At 68.2% G+C, this 15,624-nt stretch carries 17 protein-coding genes; 8 read left to right on the top strand and 9 right to left on the bottom strand.

All coding sequences use genetic code 11. From position 1 onward, the window contains the following. The first annotated feature begins 180 nt into the window (after positions 1 to 180). The 6 genes from FHP25_RS39865 (at position 181) to FHP25_RS39840 (ending at position 5,484) form a co-directional block, all read left to right on the top strand. Complete coding sequence (locus FHP25_RS39865; protein WP_147852575.1) at positions 181 to 834, top strand: TetR/AcrR family transcriptional regulator; 654 nt, start codon at positions 181 to 183, stop codon at positions 832 to 834. 207 nt (positions 835 to 1,041) lie between these two features. Beyond that, complete coding sequence (locus FHP25_RS39860) at positions 1,042 to 1,476, top strand: phasin family protein (RefSeq protein WP_178134139.1); 435 nt, start codon at positions 1,042 to 1,044, stop codon at positions 1,474 to 1,476. A 160-nt stretch (positions 1,477 to 1,636) separates the two neighbouring features. After that, positions 1,637 to 1,993 (top strand): tRNA-binding protein, encoded by a 357-nt coding sequence (locus tag FHP25_RS39855; protein WP_147852577.1) that lies wholly within the window; start codon positions 1,637 to 1,639, stop codon positions 1,991 to 1,993. Between the two features lie 249 nt (positions 1,994 to 2,242). Beyond that, positions 2,243 to 2,749 (top strand): PRC-barrel domain-containing protein, encoded by a 507-nt coding sequence (locus tag FHP25_RS39850; RefSeq protein ID WP_147852573.1) that lies wholly within the window; start codon positions 2,243 to 2,245, stop codon positions 2,747 to 2,749. A 43-nt stretch (positions 2,750 to 2,792) separates the two neighbouring features. Then, complete coding sequence (locus tag FHP25_RS39845; protein ID WP_147852572.1) at positions 2,793 to 4,079, top strand: MFS transporter; 1,287 nt, start codon at positions 2,793 to 2,795, stop codon at positions 4,077 to 4,079. 145 nt (positions 4,080 to 4,224) lie between these two features. Beyond that, complete coding sequence (locus tag FHP25_RS39840; RefSeq protein WP_147852571.1) at positions 4,225 to 5,484, top strand: MgtC/SapB family protein; 1,260 nt, start codon at positions 4,225 to 4,227, stop codon at positions 5,482 to 5,484. 123 nt (positions 5,485 to 5,607) lie between these two features. On the opposite strand, the gene FHP25_RS39835 is transcribed toward FHP25_RS39840, so the two are convergent. The 4 genes from FHP25_RS39835 to FHP25_RS39820 form a co-directional block, all read right to left on the bottom strand. Then, positions 5,608 to 7,029, bottom strand: coding sequence for an ATP-binding protein (locus FHP25_RS39835; protein WP_231712643.1), 1,422 nt, complete (start codon positions 7,027 to 7,029; stop codon positions 5,608 to 5,610). Beyond that, positions 7,026 to 7,739: a response regulator gene (locus tag FHP25_RS39830; protein ID WP_147852570.1), complete on the bottom strand. Its 714-nt coding sequence runs from the start codon at positions 7,737 to 7,739 to the stop codon at positions 7,026 to 7,028. The genes FHP25_RS39835 and FHP25_RS39830 overlap by 4 nt, the downstream gene beginning before the upstream one ends. 8 nt (positions 7,740 to 7,747) lie before the next feature. Next, entirely contained in the window at positions 7,748 to 8,248 is a 501-nt protein-coding gene (locus FHP25_RS39825; RefSeq protein WP_147852569.1) for a MarR family winged helix-turn-helix transcriptional regulator, read from the bottom strand. A 117-nt stretch (positions 8,249 to 8,365) separates the two neighbouring features. Beyond that, positions 8,366 to 8,896 carry a hypothetical protein gene (locus FHP25_RS39820; protein WP_147852568.1) on the bottom strand — a complete coding sequence of 177 codons (531 nt, stop codon included), beginning with the start codon at positions 8,894 to 8,896 and terminating at the stop codon, positions 8,366 to 8,368. Positions 8,897 to 9,142: 246 nt separating this feature from the next. Here FHP25_RS39820 and FHP25_RS39815 point away from each other — a divergent pair, with 246 nt between their 5' ends. Beyond that, positions 9,143 to 10,075: a branched-chain amino acid aminotransferase gene (locus FHP25_RS39815; RefSeq protein WP_147852567.1), complete on the top strand. Its 933-nt coding sequence runs from the start codon at positions 9,143 to 9,145 to the stop codon at positions 10,073 to 10,075. A 153-nt stretch (positions 10,076 to 10,228) separates the two neighbouring features. On the opposite strand, the gene FHP25_RS39810 is transcribed toward FHP25_RS39815, so the two are convergent. The 5 genes from FHP25_RS39810 to FHP25_RS39790 all read right to left on the bottom strand — a co-directional run bounded on the left by FHP25_RS39810 (position 10,229) and on the right by FHP25_RS39790 (position 14,388). Then, a complete protein-coding gene (locus FHP25_RS39810) occupies positions 10,229 to 10,699 on the bottom strand; it encodes a molybdenum cofactor biosynthesis protein MoaE (RefSeq protein WP_147852566.1) in 471 nt (156 codons plus the stop codon). Between the two features lie 2 nt (positions 10,700 to 10,701). Beyond that, on the bottom strand, positions 10,702 to 10,953 hold the full coding sequence (gene moaD, locus FHP25_RS39805) for a molybdopterin converting factor subunit 1 (RefSeq protein WP_147852565.1): 252 nt from the start codon (positions 10,951 to 10,953) through the stop codon (positions 10,702 to 10,704). Next, entirely contained in the window at positions 10,950 to 11,567 is a 618-nt protein-coding gene (gene pgsA, locus FHP25_RS39800; protein WP_147852564.1) for a CDP-diacylglycerol--glycerol-3-phosphate 3-phosphatidyltransferase, read from the bottom strand. The genes moaD and pgsA overlap by 4 nt, the downstream gene beginning before the upstream one ends. A 31-nt stretch (positions 11,568 to 11,598) precedes the next feature. Further along, positions 11,599 to 13,614 carry an excinuclease ABC subunit UvrC gene (gene uvrC / locus FHP25_RS39795; RefSeq protein ID WP_147852563.1) on the bottom strand — a complete coding sequence of 672 codons (2,016 nt, stop codon included), beginning with the start codon at positions 13,612 to 13,614 and terminating at the stop codon, positions 11,599 to 11,601. Between the two features lie 357 nt (positions 13,615 to 13,971). Continuing rightward, positions 13,972 to 14,388 carry a dihydroneopterin aldolase gene (locus FHP25_RS39790; RefSeq protein ID WP_147852562.1) on the bottom strand — a complete coding sequence of 139 codons (417 nt, stop codon included), beginning with the start codon at positions 14,386 to 14,388 and terminating at the stop codon, positions 13,972 to 13,974. Between the two features lie 264 nt (positions 14,389 to 14,652). Between FHP25_RS39790 and FHP25_RS39785 the strand changes: the two genes are divergently transcribed. After that, a complete protein-coding gene (locus tag FHP25_RS39785) occupies positions 14,653 to 15,501 on the top strand; it encodes a protein-disulfide reductase DsbD domain-containing protein (RefSeq protein WP_178134138.1) in 849 nt (282 codons plus the stop codon). Positions 15,502 to 15,624: the final 123 nt, after the last annotated feature.

Genomic DNA, 15,624 nt, shown 5'->3' with positions numbered 1-15,624 from the left:
AGCGGATGTTCACCCTCGCACACGCCTGACGGGGAAAGTACCACCAAAAATCGCGACCCATGACCTCGGTGCTTTCAAAATCACTCAATCAACTACCCAATAACCTCAGTCCGACAGGCTGCTAGGCGTCGGCATTGGCGCGCTTGGAGCGCGCCTGGTCATGGAGACACGAGGCAGGTCATGGCGGACCGTCAGGCGATGATCGATGCGTTCCTGAAGCTGCTGGCCGAGAAGGGCTGGCATGGCTTCGCGTTGCGCGACGTGGCCGAGGCCGCCGGCGTGGGCTTGGCCGAGCTTTACACCGCCTTTCCCTCACGGACGGCGTTGGTCGAGGCCTTCCTGGCCGATATCGACCGCACAGTGCTGGATGGCACGGCGCCGTCGCTCGATCCCGACGAGACCGTGCGCGACCGCCTGTTCGATACGATGATGCGCCGCTACGACGCGCTGCGGCCGCACAAGGAGGCCGTCGCAGCCCTGGCCGAAGGCTTGGCGCGCGACCCGCTGGCGGCGCTCACGCTCTCCCGAGCGCTGGGCCGTTCGATGGCGGTGGTGCTGGAAGCGGCCGGTGTCTCGGCCGAGGGCCTGTCGGGCACGGTGCGGCGAAACGCGTTGGCAGCCATGCACATTGCAGTGATGCGGGTCTGGCTGCGCGACGACAGTGCCGATCAATCGCGTACCATGGCCGCCCTGGACCACCGCCTGAAACGGGCCGAACGCTGGGTGCAATCCCTTGATCGGTTTGGGAAATCTGCCCGCCGCCGGGGCCGGGCGGCAGCCTCGCACGCGGCCGCGCCGGAGGCGCCGGACCCGCCAGCCAATCCGGCGGCATGAGGATTGCATATCTGGCCAACGCGTGTGGTGGATTGACCGATCCGGAATTGTGCATCGCACAACGACCCTTGACTTTCCGCATCGCAGCATTCATCTTTGCTGCACTGCACCATGAATGGTGCGAGCAACCGGATGCAAGCGGCGCTCGACCGTCAAGCCACCGGCAGTCCGAGCGTACCCCGTTATGATTTGCCAGGAGATTCCTCAATGACCGCTCCGAGCTTCAAGTTCCCGTTCGCCGACGTCGACTTCACCAAGGCTTTCGGCGAGTTCAAGGTGCCGGCGTTCGACGTCGAGGCGCTGGTCGAGGCGCAGCGCAAGAACGTCGCGGCCATCACCGCTGCCAACCAGACCGCGTTCGAAGCCGTGAAGTCGGTGGCCCAGCGCCAGGCCGACATGATCAAGGTTGCCACCGAGGAGTTCTCGAAGGCTGCCAGCGAGCTGATGTCGGCCGCGACCTTCGAGGAGAAGGCCGTGAAGCAGGCCGACGTCGCCAAGAAGGCCTACGAGACCGCCATCGCCAACGTCCGCGAGCTGGCCGACATCGTCGCCAAGGGCAACACTGAGGCGCTCGACGTCGTCAACAAGCGCATCACTGAGGTGCTCGACGAGATCAAGGTGGCGGTCGCCAAGAAGCACTAAGCGCGCAGCACGCGTCGCTCGAGTCAACGCCGGCCGGCCTCCCGACTCCCTCGGCCTCCACCGGCGCTTCCAAGGGCCGCTCTTCGGAGCGGCCCTTTTTGCTGGCCGCAAGATCGGATATCAGGACCGGGCATCAGACCGGGAGGCATGAGTGGGTGACCTGCAGTCCGGCGCCGCGCGCGCGACGATCTCCTACGACGATTTCGAAAGGATCGACATCCGCGTCGGCACGGTGATCGAGGCCAGGCCGTTCGAGGGCGCGCGCAAGCCTGCGGTCCAGCTCTGGGTTGATTTCGGCCCGGAAATCGGTGTGCGCAAGAGCTCGGCGCAGATCACGAAATACTACACGCCGCAAGGTGTGATCGGCCGGCAGGTTGCGGCGGTGGTGAATTTTCCGCCGCGCCAGATCGGCAAGTTCATGTCCGAGGTGCTCGTGCTGGGCTTCCCCGACGGCGACGGCAGCGTGGTGATGATCGGCCCCGACCAGAAGGTGCCCAACGGCGGCAAGCTGTTCTGAGTCGTGGCCTGTGGGTGGCATGGCTTGTGGCGCGACGCCCGCGGCCCCATGTCACGCGGACGCATTTGAACAACGATCCGTTGGGGGACCGATGCTGAACTTGTTGCGCGCGTGTGCGCTCGTCACAGCGGTCGCATTGCTGGGGACGGCGTGCAACACCACGTCGGACCGTGCGTCGGATGGCCGCTGGTATTTGCAACCGCCGACCGACTATTGAGGCCGGGACCAGGGCATCGACGGGAGGGCGCGATGGACACCAAGCCGGCTGTCGTCGCGGTGGCGGCTATATTGATCGTGTTGGCCATGGCCAGCCCGCCGCTGCGGGCGCAGAGCAAGCCTGAGGGCACGCCGCCGCCGGCTGTGCCGCCCGTGGCGCCCAATGTGCCGCCGACACCGGGCAGCGAGGGCACCGGCTCACCCTCGATCACCGTGCTCGACACCCAGGAAGTGCAAGGCATCCTCGGCCGCGAGGTCCGCAGCGCTGCCGACGAGAACATGGGACGGATCGTCGACGTGATCGTGGACGTCGAGGGCCGGGCGCGAGCCGCCATCATCGACTTCGGCGGCTTTCTCGGCGTCGGCAGCCGCAAGATCGCTGTCGACTGGAAGGCGCTGCATTTCATTCCGACCGCCAGCAAGCGCTACCGCGTGATCCTCGAGCTCACGCGCGAGCAGGTGAAGCCGGCGCCGGAATACAAGGAAGGCAAGCCCGTCATCATCCTGGGACCGACGGGCAACCTGGAACCGTTCCCGTAGCAGAAGCTGGCAACGGAGGAGCAGCCTGTCGGTAGAGCCGTCCCTGCGCCAGACCGACGGACCTGACGGCAACGGGGTCGGGTCCAGGTCATCCCATGGCCGCGGGGCGCCGAAAGAGGCGCCGCCGCGGAAGCCTTCGGCGCGCAGCCTGCGCGGACTCGACTGGTTCGTCTTCTGCGTCGCCGACGTGCAGACCGGCTTCGGCCCCTTCATCGCCGTCTATCTGACGACACAGAAATGGACCCAGGTCGATATCGGCCTCGTCCTCACCGCTGCCGGCTTGGTTGCGCTGGTCGGGCAGATGCCGGGCGGCGCGCTGGTCGACTGGGCGCGCGCCGAGCGGGTGGTGGCGGGCGTGGCGGTCGTGCTGATCGGCTCTGCCGCGCTCGCCTATGCGAGCGCGCCGATCTTCCCTGTCGTGCTCGCGGCAGCGTTGCTGCACGCCGCTGCGAGCTGCGTGCTGGGGCCGGCCATCGCGGCCATCAGCCTCGGCCTCGTGGGCCATGCCGCGATCGGCGAACGCTTCGGACGCAACGCCCGCTTCGCGTCGATCGGGACCGGGCTGTCGGCCGGCGTGATGGGCGCGTGCGGCTACTTCTTCTCGGCGCAGGCGGTGTTCTTCGTCACGGCAGCGCTGCTGCTGCCGACCCTGCTGGCGCTGCGCACCATCTCGGCGACGGAGATCGATCCCGAGCGCGCGCACGGCAACATGCCGCGTCGTCGCGCCAATACCGCGCCGGTCAACCTGCGCAGCCTGCTGCGCCGGCGGCCGCTGATAATCTTCGGCGGCTGCATCCTGCTGTTCCACCTCGCCAACGCCGCCATGCTGCCGCTGATGGGTGGCGTGCTGACGACGCGCTCCAGCACCTGGGCAACGGTCCTGATCGCTGCCTGCATCGTCGGGCCGCAGCTGATCGTGGCGATCTTCTCGCCCTGGGTCGGCCGCCGGGCGCAGCTCTGGGGACGGCGGCCGCTGCTGCTGGTGGGCTTTGCTGCGCTGCCGGTACGTGGCCTGCTCTTCGCCCTGGTGACGGATCCCTATCTGCTGGTGATCGTGCAATTGCTCGACGGCGTGACGGCGGCGGTGTTCGCCGTGCTGGTGCCGCTGACGGTCGCCGATCTCACGCGCGGGACCGGCCGCTTCAACCTGACCCAGGGCTTTGTCGGCACCATGATGGGGGTCGGTGCCTCGCTCAGCCCGACTTTCGGCGGCTACATGAGCGACACCTTCGGCAGCGCCGCGGCCTTCCTGGCCCTGGCGGCGATCGCGGTCATGGGCTTCGTCGCCGTCCTCACCCTGATGCCGGAAACCCGTCCGCAGCCGGAGTGAGGCGCGCCTGCGGCCATCAGGCGAACCCCGTGCGACGCTGCGAAGCGCATGGGCGCGAGCGCAGAGCGTGCCCCGTAGGCCATTTGCATTGTTTGCGCCGCCGGCTTCGGCGAACCTGCGGAAAATGAACCCGGGTGTGGCATCGATGCCAGAACTCGAACTGTTCAAGCGCCTTGCCGTCGCGCTGGCGATCGGCCTGCTGGTCGGGCTGGAGCGCGGCTGGAAGACGCGCGCGGAAGCCGAGGGCGAGCGTACGGCCGGGCTGCGCACCTATGCGCTTTGCGGGCTGCTGGGCGGCGTGGCCGGAGCCTTGTCGTCGGGCAGCCCGGTGGCGGCAGCCCTGTTCTTCGCCACGTTCACGGCCACCTTCGCGACCTTCCAGTGGCGCGAGATGGTCGTTGAAGGCTCGTTCGGCATCACCAGCATCGTCGCCGCCATGCTGACCTTCGCCGTCGGTGCCTATGCCGTGCTGGGCGAGCCGCAGGTCGCGGTCGCCGTCGCCGTGGCCATGGCCTTGCTGCTGGCGCTCAAGCAGCCGCTGCACCGCTGGCTGCGGCAGCTCACATGGCCCGAGATCCGCGCCACGCTGATCCTGCTGGCCATGAGCTTTCTGCTGCTGCCGGTGCTGCCCGACCGGACCATCGATCCCTGGGGCGCGCTCAACCCGGCGGAGATCTGGCTGCTGGCCATCGTCATCGCCGCCGTGTCCTTCGCCGGCTATGTCGCGATCCGCGTCATGGGCGACCAGGCCGGCGTGGCGCTGGCCGGGCTGGCTGGCGGCCTCGCTTCATCCACCGCCGTGACGCTCACCTTCGCGCGCCTGGCGCACCAGCAGCCGCAGGCGGCATCGCTGCTGTCGGGCGGCATCCTGCTGGCCGGCGTGGTGATGGTGGTGCGCGTGATCGCGGTCGCCGGCGCCCTCAACACGGCGCTGATCGGCCCGCTGCTGTGGCCGCTGGGCATGGCCGGCCTCGTCCTGGCGGCGCCCTGCCTGGTGCTGCTGCGCCGTCGCGACGGGCGGGGCGAGCGGCCGCAGCTGGCGTTGCACAATCCGTTCGAGCTGGGCACGGCGCTGAAGCTGGCGGGCTTCATCGCCGTGGTCATGGTGCTGTCGAAGCTGGCCGTGGACCGGCTCGGCGAGCAGGCGGTGCTGGTCCTGGCGGCGGTCTCGGGCATCGCCGACGTCGATGCGCTGAACCTGTCGATGGCCCGCCTCGCCGGCAACGGGATTGCGATCCACACCGCCGCCCTCGCCATCGCGATCGCCGTCGCGGTCAACACGCTGGTGAAGGCGGGCTTTGCGGCCGTCGTCGGCACGCTACGCACCGGCCTCATCGTCGGCGTCACCAGCGTGGCCGCCATCGCTGCCGGTGCCGTGGCCGCCGTCTGGTCCTCCCCAACGTAAGTTGGGGAGGTGCCCCGAAGGGGCGGAGGGGAGCCATCGTGGTCGACATGACCGAGACCACGTCAGCTCCCCATCCGGCGCTTCGCGCCACCTTCCCCATGCATTGCATGGGGAAGGAAAATCCTACACCGGCAGCCGCAGGCGCGCCCGCAGGCCGCCCATCGGCGAGTCTTCAAGATGCAATTCACCGCCGTGGCTGCGCACCACGTCGCGGGCGATGGTGAGGCCGAGCCCGACACCGCCGGTCATCGGGTTGCGCGATGCGTCGAGCCTGAAGAAGGGGCGGAACACCTCTTCGCGGCGGTCGGCCGGGATGCCCGGCCCGTCGTCGTCGACGGTGATCTCGATGGCCGTCTTGCGCCGCCGCGCCCGCATCTCGACCCGGTGCCCGTGGCGCAGCGCGTTGACCACCAGGTTGCTCAGGCAGCGCTTCATCGCGGTCGGCCGCAGGTTGATGGCAAGATCGCCGGTGAAGCCCACGACCACGATGCCGCCGTCGCGCCGCGCGCCGGAAGCGACATCCTCCAGCAGCTCGCCGACATCGACGGGCGTGGGCTCCTCGTCGCCCTCGCCGCGGGCGAAGGCGAGATAGCCCTCGATCATGCGCTCCATGTCGACGACATCGGCTTCCAGCTCGCGCCTCTCGGGGCCGTCGTCCAGCATTGCCAGGCCCAGCTTCATGCGCGTGAGCGGCGTGCGCAGATCGTGGCTGACGCCGGCCAGCATCTCGGTGCGCTGCTGGATCTGCCGGCGCAGACGCTCGCGCATGGTGAGGAAGGCACGGCCTGCCTGCCGCGCCTCCAGCGAGCCTTCGGGCTCGAAGTCGGCGACGTCGCGTCCCTTGCCCAGCGCGTCGGCGATCTTGGCCAGCTTGCGGATCGGCTGCAGCTCGTGGCGCACGAAGGCGGTGGCAAGGCCGAACAGCACCATGGCCGAGCCGGCCATGGCGGCGAGGAAGGCCCAGCTGGAGGTGGTGTAGAGCCGGCTCAGCGGCGCCAGCACCTCGATCACGCCGTCGGGCACCTGCACCGCGATCAGCACACGCCGCTCGGTGGGCGCCGTGTCGAGGAAGTAGGGCAGCTTGAGGTCGCTCTCCAGCGCGTTGGTCAGCTCGCGCTCGAGGATGCTGTAGAACGCCGGCGCGCGCCGCTCGGGCAAGGTCGCGCCGGGCTTGAACGTGACCGTCATGCGCATGTCGCTGCGCGCGCGCTGGATGATCCACTCGGAGTTGACGTCGCCCGGGAACTCGGTGTGCAGCGCCGCGATCATCCGCACGTCGCCGACCACGGAGCGTGCCAGGCGGCCGGTGACGTTGTCCCAGAGCTGCTCGTAGAAGACGTAGGTCGCGATCACCTGCAGCAGGATCGTCGGCACGACGATGGCGAGCGTGGCACGCACGAACAGGGTGCGTGGTGCCATCTTGCCCAGCTTGCGGCCCAGCCGCAGGCGGCGCCACGCCATCAGCGCACGGCCGGCCCAGGCCGCCGGCCCGTTCGTGCGCCGCGCCTGCGCCAGCGACGGTTCGTTGGCGCGCTCGACGCTCATGACCCCACCAGGCGGTATCCCGTGCCGCGCACCGTCTGCAGATAGCGCGGGAACTTGGGATCGTCCTCGATCTTGCGCCGCAGGCGCGTCACCTGCACGTCGATGGTGCGCACATTGACCTCGCCGCCCACCAGCCGCGCCAGGGTCTCGCGGCTCATGTCCTGCCCGAGATTGAGGGTGAAGACAGTGAGCAGCGCCCGCTCGGCATCGGTGAGCTTGATGCGCTTGTCGTCGTTGGTCAGCTCACCGCGCTTGGTATCGAAGCGCAGCTCGCCCAGGCGCACCACGGCAACCGCTGGTGTAGTGGCGGCCGGCGTGGCCTGCACCGTGGCGCGGCGCAGGATGCTGTTGATGCGCAGCAGCAGCTCGCGCGGCTCGAACGGCTTGGGCAGGTAATCGTCGGCGCCGCGCTCGAAGCCGGCGATGCGGTCCTTGGCCTCGCCCATGGCGGTCAGCATCAGGATCGGGATCGGCTTCTTCTGCTGCCGCAGCGCCGCCGTCAGGTCCAGTCCGCTTTCACCCGGCATCATCACGTCCAGCACCATCAGATCGAAATCCATGCTCGCCAGCCGCTCGCGGGCCTCGGTCGCGTCGCCGGCCACCGTGACCCGGAAGCTGTTGCGCGACAGGAAGCTGCGCAACAGCTCGCGCAGCCGCTGGTCGTCGTCGACGACCAGCACATGCGCCTTCTCCGTCGCGGGCTCCGACAATGGCGGGCTCAGCGTGCGCGTGTGAGCTGCCGTTCGATCTCCGGCCTTTCATCCGGATCGAGCATGCCCAGCAGGACCTGGTGGAAGCCCTCCATCGCCGGCGCGCCGGTCTCGCCGAAGGCGCGGGCGAAACGCGCCTGCTGGCGGCCGGTCAGCTCGCGCTCCAGCGCCTCGCCCTTGGGTGTCAACGCCAGCAGCCGCTGGCGGCGGTCGCGCGCGCCCGTGTCCTGATGCACATAGCCGCCGTCGATCAGCTCGCGCAGCACCCGCGACAGGGACTGCTTGGTGATCTTCAGGATCCGCAGCAGGCCGCCCACGGTGATGCCGGGATGCCGGCCGATGAAGTAGATGGCGCGGTGATGCGCCCTTCCAAACCCGGCGTCGGCCAGCATCGCATCCGCCTCGCCGGTGAAATCGCGGTAGGCGAAGAACATCAGCTCGATGCTGCGGCGCAGATCCTCCTCGCGCACGAAGGTGGGCAGCAAGCTCAGCGGGCGGGCATCGGCCATCAGGCGTTCCTAGGGGTCTTGATCAACAAGCCCTGTTGTAGCGATCTGGCCGGTTCTGGAAAAGTCCCGATTCGGGATTTTTACCATGGGCTGTCCCGCTGCGCCGGAGCAGCGGACTTATGAGCCGCGACGCTTCCGCCAGGGCACGCGGTCCCAGAAACGCATCTTGACCCAGCGGTCGGCACGGTCGGCTTCGGGTGGCAGCGGCTCGTCCACCGCCCCGACCACGTAGCCGACAGCGGTCCGGGCGGCCTCGGCCATGCGCAAGCAATGCTCGATGGTCTCATCGAGAAACGTCTCGATCTCTGGCTTGCCTAACCATGCCGTCCAGGCGGCCGCATCGGTGGCATCCAGGTCCCTGTATTTAGGGAACTCTGCCAGCCATTCGCCGCGCCACCCGTAGTTGCCGTCGTCGCGCATTTCGAGGACACGAATGAATTTTTTCACGTCCTGTCGATTGGCCGGCACCTCGACATGCTCGGGCATGCTCGTGATTTCGGCATGCAGGTCGTAAGGCGGTGGGCCCATTTCCGGCGCCGGAAGCCACAGCCAAAAATGTCCGTCCGGGCACCTGAACCAGTTCTCGGCGTGCTCGATGATCGCATCCCGTGACAAGGCCAGCGTCAGACCGCTTGGAAGTTGAGGCATTCACAGGCTCCGCTTCGGCTTGGACTGCCGCAGCCAGTTTAGGCCTGGCACCGGCTCCTTTCAATATGACAGTAGAATGCGAAAATATGAATCAACCTATACGAGTAAAAAGTACGTTCCGGGCATTCCATTTTGGTACAATGTCAGCTCTATTGACAAAGACAATTATACTGACTTATCGTTGGATAATTGCGGATTATAGCACGTAAATATCGTTAAAATTCCAAACTCAGGAGTCGTGACGCAATGTCGAATTCTATGGATGATCGCGACGGCTGGATCTGGCTGGACGGCGCGCTGGTGCCATGGCGTGAGGCTCGCCCGCATGTGCTCAGCCACGGGCTGCACTACGGCTCGGGCGTCTTCGAGGGCGAGCGCATCTATGATGGCCGGGTTTTCCGCCTGGCCGCGCACAGCGCGCGGCTGGTCCGCTCCGCCCGGCTGGTCGATATCGACCTGCCCTGGACGCGCGAGGAGATCGACACGGCGACCCGCGCGGTGGTGCGCGCCAACGGTCTGGCCAGCGGCTACGTGCGGCCGCTGGCGTGGCGCGGGTCGGAGGCCCTGGGCGTGTCCGCCATCGGCACCGGCGTGCATCTGGCGATCGCACCCTGGGAATGGCCGCACTATTTCTCGCGCGAGGCGCGGCTGCGCGGCATCCGCCTGGACATGGCCCGGTTCCGCCGGCCATCGCCCGAAAGCGCGCCCGGTGAGAGCAAAGCCTCCGGGCTGTACATCATCTGCACCCTGGAGAAGGACCGCGCGATCAAGGCAGGCTTCGATGACGCGCTGATGCTCGATTGGAAGGGCCGCGTCGCCGAGGCGACAGGCGCCAACATCTTCCTCGTGATCGATGGCAGGCTGGTCACGCCGCGACCCGACAACTTCCTCGACGGCATCACGCGTCGTGCCGTGATGGGCCTGGCGCGAGCGCGCGGCATCGAGGTCGAGGAGAGGGACGTGTGGCCCGACGACCTGGCGCGCGCCAGCGAGGTGTTCCTGACCGGCTCGGCCTCCGAGATCACGCCGGTGCGCGAGCTCGATGGCCAGTACTACCAGGTGGGGCCGCTGACACCCAGGCTGATCGATGACTTCGCCGCGCTCGTCCTGCGCGAGGACTGCGAAGGCTTCGGCGAGTCGGCGCATCTGGCCGACGTCGAGCTGGGCAAGGCAGCGTGACCTTCACTTCTCCCGCAAGCGGGAGAGGTCGACGAGCGCGCAGCGCTCGGCGGGTGAGGGGCCACACACGAGGCATTTGGTCCTTGGGCCCTCACCTTCCCATCGTGCTGCGCACGACGGGCCCCTTCCTCTCCCGCTTGCGGGAGAGGACCTTCACCCGTTCTCCCATTTGCGCGCGGCATCGTCATCGTCGCTGTGCGCCTCGACCCAGTGCTCGCCCTTGGGCGTCTCCTCCAGCTTCCAGAACGGCGCCTTGGTCTTGAGCCAGTCGATCAGGAAGCGGCAGGCGTCGAAGGCGGCATCGCGATGCGGCGAGGCCGTGAGCACCAGCACGATGCGCTCGCCTGGCTCGAGCCGGCCGTAGCGATGCACGATCAGCGAGGCGTCGAGCGGCCAGCGCCGGTGCGCCTCGGCCTCGATGTCGGCCAGCGCCTTGTCGGTGACGCCGGGCCAATGCTCCAGGGTCATCGCCTGCACCGAGTCGCGATGGTAGCCCTCGCGCACATGCAGATCGCGCACCAGCCCGATGAAGCTCACCACCGCGCCGATGCGCGGCGTGCCGGCCGTGAGCGCCGCGATCTCGGCACCGACGTCAAAGTCCTCGCGCTGGACGCGGATCGCCACGGCTAGCCACCGGTGAAGGGCGGGAAGAAGGCCACCTCGCGCGCGCCGGTGATCGGCGCGTCGAACTGCACCACCTGCTGGTCGACGGCGGCGCCGAAGACCTTGGCCTCAGTGAACGCCTCGGCATGCGCGGGGCTGCGGCGCGACAGGAAGTCGACCAGGTTCTGCACCGTGCGCACATCGTCGGGCAGCGTGATGTCCTCCTCGGCGACGCCTGTCTTCTGCCGCAGCCAGGCGAAATACTTCACTTTCACGACAGCCTCCCGTCGGCGTGCCGCTTTCCGTCGTCGCTGACCGGCCGCGGCGGCGGCACGGCGGCGGGATCGTCGATCATGTGCTCCAGGCCGGCGCGCAGGTAGTCGTAGCCGGTCCACAGCGTCAGCGCTGCCGCGAACCACAGCAGCGCGAGGCCCAGAGGCATCACCCAGGGCGGGCCGGCATTGCCGATCAGCAGCACGCCCAGCGCCATCATCTGGATCGCGGTCTTCCATTTTGCAGCGCTGCTGACCGGCAGGCCCACGCGCAGCTCGGCCAGGAACTCGCGCAGGCCCGAGACCATGATCTCGCGGCACAGGATGATCAGGGCCGGAATCACGTGCACGCCGCGCAGGGTCTCGAAGGCGCACAGCAGCAGCAGCACCGATGCCACCAGCAGCTTGTCGGCGATCGGGTCGAGGAAGCGGCCCAGCCGCGACACCTGCTGCCAGCGTCGCGCCAGCCAGCCGTCGAAATAGTCGGTGACGCTGGCGATGAAGAACAGCGCGGCCGCCGTCCATTGCGCCCAGCCGCGGTCGAGCCAGAACGAGGCGACGACCAGCGGGATGGCCGCGATGCGGGCCAGGGTGAGGAGGTTGGGCAGGCTGAGCATTGATCCGCGGCGAGGGGCTTGGCCGCCGACTCTAGCCGCCGCTTCGGAAGTGGTCATAGATTTTCTTCGCCATGGTGCGTGAGACGCCGGGCGTGGCCTGCAGATCCTCCAGTGTCGCCGTGGCGACGGCGCGGGCCGAGCCGAAATGATGCAGCAGCGCGCGCTTGCGGGCCGCGCCGATGCCTGGCACCTCGTCCAGCCCCGACCGGGAGATGCCCATCGAGCGGCGGGTGCGGTGCGTGCCGATCGCAAAGCGGTGCGCTTCGTCGCGCAGGCGCTGCAGGAAGTAGAGCACCGGGTCGCGCGCCTCGAGCGAGAAGGGCGGGCGGCCCGGCATGAAGAAGCGCTCGCGGCCGGCATCGCGATCCGGTCCCTTGGCGATCGACACCAGCGCCACGTCGTCGATCGCCAGCTCGGTGAACACCTCCAGCGCCGCGTTGAGCTGCCCCAGGCCGCCGTCGATCAGCACCAGGTCGGGCCACAATCCCTTGTCGCGCGCGGGATCCTCCTTCAGGGCGCGCTTGAAGCGCCGCGTCAGCACCTCGCGCATCATGCCGTAGTCGTCGCCGGCGCTGATGCCGGGGGCGGCGCCGTCGGGCGCCGGAGCTGCCCCCGGCGCGGCTGCGGTGCGGATGTTGAACTTGCGGTAATGGTTCTTCTGGAAGCCCTCGGGGCCGGCCACGATCATGCCGCCGACCGCATCGCTGCCCTGGATATGGCTGTTGTCGTAGACCTCGATGCGCTGCGGCGGGGCGTCGAGGCCGAACGCCTGGGCCACGCCGTCCAGCAGCTTGCGCTGCGAGGCGCTTTCCGCGACCCGCCGGCCCAGCGCTTCGCGCGCGTTGGCCAGCGCATGCTCCATGAGGTCGCGGCGCGGGCCGCGCTGCGGGCAGATGATCTCGATGCGCCGGTTGCCGGTGCTCAGCGACAAGGCGGCGGCCAGCAGGTCCGCTTCGGGCAGCGGATGGCTGACCAGGATCTCGCGCGGCACCGGGCGGCCGCTGTAGAACTGTCCGACAAACGACGACAGCACGTCGGCGATCTCCAGCTCCTTGCCATGGCTGGGGAAGTAGGCCTTGTTGCCGAGATTGTTGCCGGCGCGCACGAAGAAGACCTGCACGCAGATCTGCCCGCCCTCCTCGTGCGCGGCAAAGACGTCGGCTTCCTCGATCTCGGAAATCTCGATCGATTGGTGCGACTGGATCGCGGTCAGGGCGCGGATGCGGTCACGCAGCACGGCGGCGCGTTCGAATTCCAGGTTGGCGCTCGCCGTCTCCATCCGCTGCGACAGCTGCGACTGCACCTCGCGGCTCTTACCGCCGAGGAAGCCGCGCACGTCGTCGACGATCGAGCCGTATTCCTCGTCGGTGACGCGCCCGACGCAGGGCGCCACGCAGCGCTTGATCTGGTACTGCAGGCAAGGTCGCGTACGGTTGGCGAAGATCGAGTCCGAGCACGAGCGCAAGGGGAAGGCGCGCTGCAGGGTGTAGAGCGTGCGGTTGACGGCGCCGGCTGACGCGAACGGACCGAAATACTCGTCGGTCTCGTTGCGCGCGCCGCGATGCTTGGCAAGCTGCGGCCAGGCATGGTCCCGCCGGATCACGATATAGGGGAACGACTTGTCGTCGCGCAGCAGCACGTTGAAGCGCGGCTTGAAGCGCTTGATCAGGTTGTTCTCGAGCAGCAGCGCTTCGGCTTCGCTGTCGGTGACGACGAACTCCATCGCCACGGTCGCCGACACCATGCGCATCAGGCGCGTCGAGAGGCGGGTCGGCTGGGTGTAGGACGCCACGCGGCTCTTCAGCAGGCGCGCCTTGCCGACATAGAGCACGTCGCCCTTGGCGTCGATCATGCGGTAGACGCCGGGCTTGCGCGGCAGGGTCCTGACATAGCCGGCGATGATCGCGGTGCCGGCCGCCAGGCTGCCTTCGGCCGGCGCCGCCTCGGGCACCGGATCGGCGGCGCCGGCCGGCACGTCCTCGTTCGCCGGCCGAAGGTCGGCCGGTGGGATGACGGGGAGGACGTCGATCTCGGGTTTGCCGGACATCACAAAATCTACCGCAGACAGTCTCTAATCGGCCGTCCGCCCGATCGAGGCCAGTGAAAAATCCCCACCCCTGGCATTCGGTGGCAGGCGCTGCGACCACGATCGGGACAAGGATGGCCTGTATGTGGATAAGCCTGTGGGTTCACGCAACGGGCAGCCGAAGCGCCGCGGCAGGATCGTCTTGACAGCTCCTGCCCGCGAGCCCGGCTGAATACTCATTCGTGATGCATAATCGCTTGTTCCGCTTGGAAAAAAGCCGGCTTGATAATTCGGTAACCTAGCCGTCAATAAGGCAATGGCCCTTCCATATCGGTGCCGAATCGTCCCCCGAGGGGGTGTGTACAGATTCCGGCCGTTTCAGCCGTTGTGGCGCTCGATTTCGATGCCAACGGACGCGGCATCGGCGAAGACTTCCAGCTTCTCCACCCGAACGCGCGCGGTATGGACCCGCCGGTCGCGCAGGCACAGCATCGCGATGCGCTCCGCCAAGGTCTCCACCAGGTTGACATGGCCCTCGCTGGTGAGCGCCCGCACGCCCACGACGATGGCTTCGTAGTCGACCACGTTGGCCAGCCGGTCGTTGAGCGGCCGCCCATCCTCCGGCACCAGCAGCTCGATATTGATGCGCACGCGCTGGGGTGCCTTCTTTTCATGCCGGTGGACGCCGATGCGTGCCGTTGCGACCAGGTCACGCACGAAGACGCGTCGCAGGGGCACGGTGCCCGTGGCGTCGGCGACCGGCGGACGCAGGGAGTGGACAGCGGATCGGGCCATGCGCGTTTCGCCTTGAGGCCGGGCAAGCGGGCGCCGACCATAGGGGCCTGGGTCGCGCCCCGCAATGCGGCAGCGTGACGGCTCTGAGCAGGCGCCGACTCGCGACCGCGTGAATTGACCCGTCGCTCCGGCCCGACGACCATGGCTGCAATGCAGTGGGGTGACAGATCGGGCTGTCGCAAAATTGCCGCCGCGCGTGATCAGGAACGGCGGCGGTGCGGCGGTGCCGCCAAGCGATAGCCCAGGGTGATGGATGTGGCAGCGATGGCAAGCAGATGGCGCGCCGCGACGGCGGTGCTGGTGATGTCCGTGCTGGCCGCGCCGGCGTGGGCCGATGTCGTGTCGGCGCCGGTGGTCACGGATCGCACACGCGCGACGCTGGTGGCCGACGACATCGCCGCGGCGCCCGGCCAGTCGGTTCCCGTGGCGCTGCGCCTGCAGCTCAAGCCCGGCTGGCACACCTACTGGCGCAATCCCGGTGATTCCGGCGAGCCTGCGTCGGTGACCTTGCATGTGCTGGGCCGCGACATCGCCGGCCCGCAGCAATGGCCGACGCCGGAGCGCATCGATATCGCCGGCATCGTGAGCTACGGCCACCATGGCGACGTTGCGCTCGTCACCAATGTGCCGGTGCCGCCGTCGGCCAGGCCTGGGACGGTCATCGACATCGCTGCCGACGCCACCTGGCTGGTGTGCGAGAAGGTCTGCGTGCCCGAGCATGGCCACTTCACCTTAAGCCTGCCGGTGACAGCCGACGCCAAGGGTGCCTCGACGATGGTCGATCCGCCGTTGCCGGCAGCCGCCGGCCTGTTCGAGCGGACGCCCCAGGCTGTGACGGTGCGCGTGCCGAAATCGGCGTTGGGCGACGGCGATGGTCCTGTGCGCGAGGCCTATCTCTTCCCCGAGCGCGGCGATTTGATCGACCATTCGGCGCCGCAGGTGCTGCGCGAGCAGGGCGGCGACATCGTTCTGGCGCTGACCGCGGCGCAGGTGGACGCGCCAGCGCCGACGGAGCTGCGCGGGATCCTGTCGATCACGCGCCAGCGTCCCGACGGCAAGCCGCAGGATCAGGTCTTCCAGCTCACGGCGCGGCCGACAGCGGCGGCACGCTAGTACCTCGCCACAGAGGTTATGACGGGTTGCTGTTGAGCCAGGGGAGGATTGGCAGGTCTTGAGGGTCGACCAGGATCTGGATGCTTCGTGCGACACCGGGCTGGCGGCGGATGAGGCCGGCGC

Origin of the sequence: Vineibacter terrae, from assembly GCF_008039615.1 — a bacterium.
GTDB lineage: Bacteria > Pseudomonadota > Alphaproteobacteria > Reyranellales > Reyranellaceae > Vineibacter > Vineibacter terrae.
Note: the sequence above shows the minus strand (reverse complement) of the source record. Positions and strands in the feature narration are given on the sequence as shown.

What these genes read in the sequence shown, in the direction of transcription:
- FHP25_RS39865 (WP_147852575.1), top strand. Translation starts at nt 181, where the DNA reads ATGGCGGACCGTCAGGCGATGATCGATGCGTTCCTGAAGCTGCTGGCC.
- FHP25_RS39860 (WP_178134139.1), top strand. Translation starts at nt 1,042, where the DNA reads ATGACCGCTCCGAGCTTCAAGTTCCCGTTCGCCGACGTCGACTTCACC.
- FHP25_RS39850 (WP_147852573.1), top strand. Translation starts at nt 2,243, where the DNA reads ATGGACACCAAGCCGGCTGTCGTCGCGGTGGCGGCTATATTGATCGTG.
- FHP25_RS39840 (WP_147852571.1), top strand. Translation starts at nt 4,225, where the DNA reads ATGCCAGAACTCGAACTGTTCAAGCGCCTTGCCGTCGCGCTGGCGATC.
- FHP25_RS39835 (WP_231712643.1), bottom strand. Translation starts at nt 7,029, where the DNA reads ATGAGCGTCGAGCGCGCCAACGAACCGTCGCTGGCGCAGGCGCGGCGC.
- FHP25_RS39825 (WP_147852569.1), bottom strand. Translation starts at nt 8,248, where the DNA reads ATGGCCGATGCCCGCCCGCTGAGCTTGCTGCCCACCTTCGTGCGCGAG.
- FHP25_RS39820 (WP_147852568.1), bottom strand. Translation starts at nt 8,896, where the DNA reads ATGCCTCAACTTCCAAGCGGTCTGACGCTGGCCTTGTCACGGGATGCG.
- FHP25_RS39815 (WP_147852567.1), top strand. Translation starts at nt 9,143, where the DNA reads ATGTCGAATTCTATGGATGATCGCGACGGCTGGATCTGGCTGGACGGC.
- pgsA (WP_147852564.1), bottom strand. Translation starts at nt 11,567, where the DNA reads ATGCTCAGCCTGCCCAACCTCCTCACCCTGGCCCGCATCGCGGCCATC.
- uvrC (WP_147852563.1), bottom strand. Translation starts at nt 13,614, where the DNA reads ATGTCCGGCAAACCCGAGATCGACGTCCTCCCCGTCATCCCACCGGCC.
- FHP25_RS39790 (WP_147852562.1), bottom strand. Translation starts at nt 14,388, where the DNA reads ATGGCCCGATCCGCTGTCCACTCCCTGCGTCCGCCGGTCGCCGACGCC.
- FHP25_RS39785 (WP_178134138.1), top strand. Translation starts at nt 14,653, where the DNA reads ATGGCAAGCAGATGGCGCGCCGCGACGGCGGTGCTGGTGATGTCCGTG.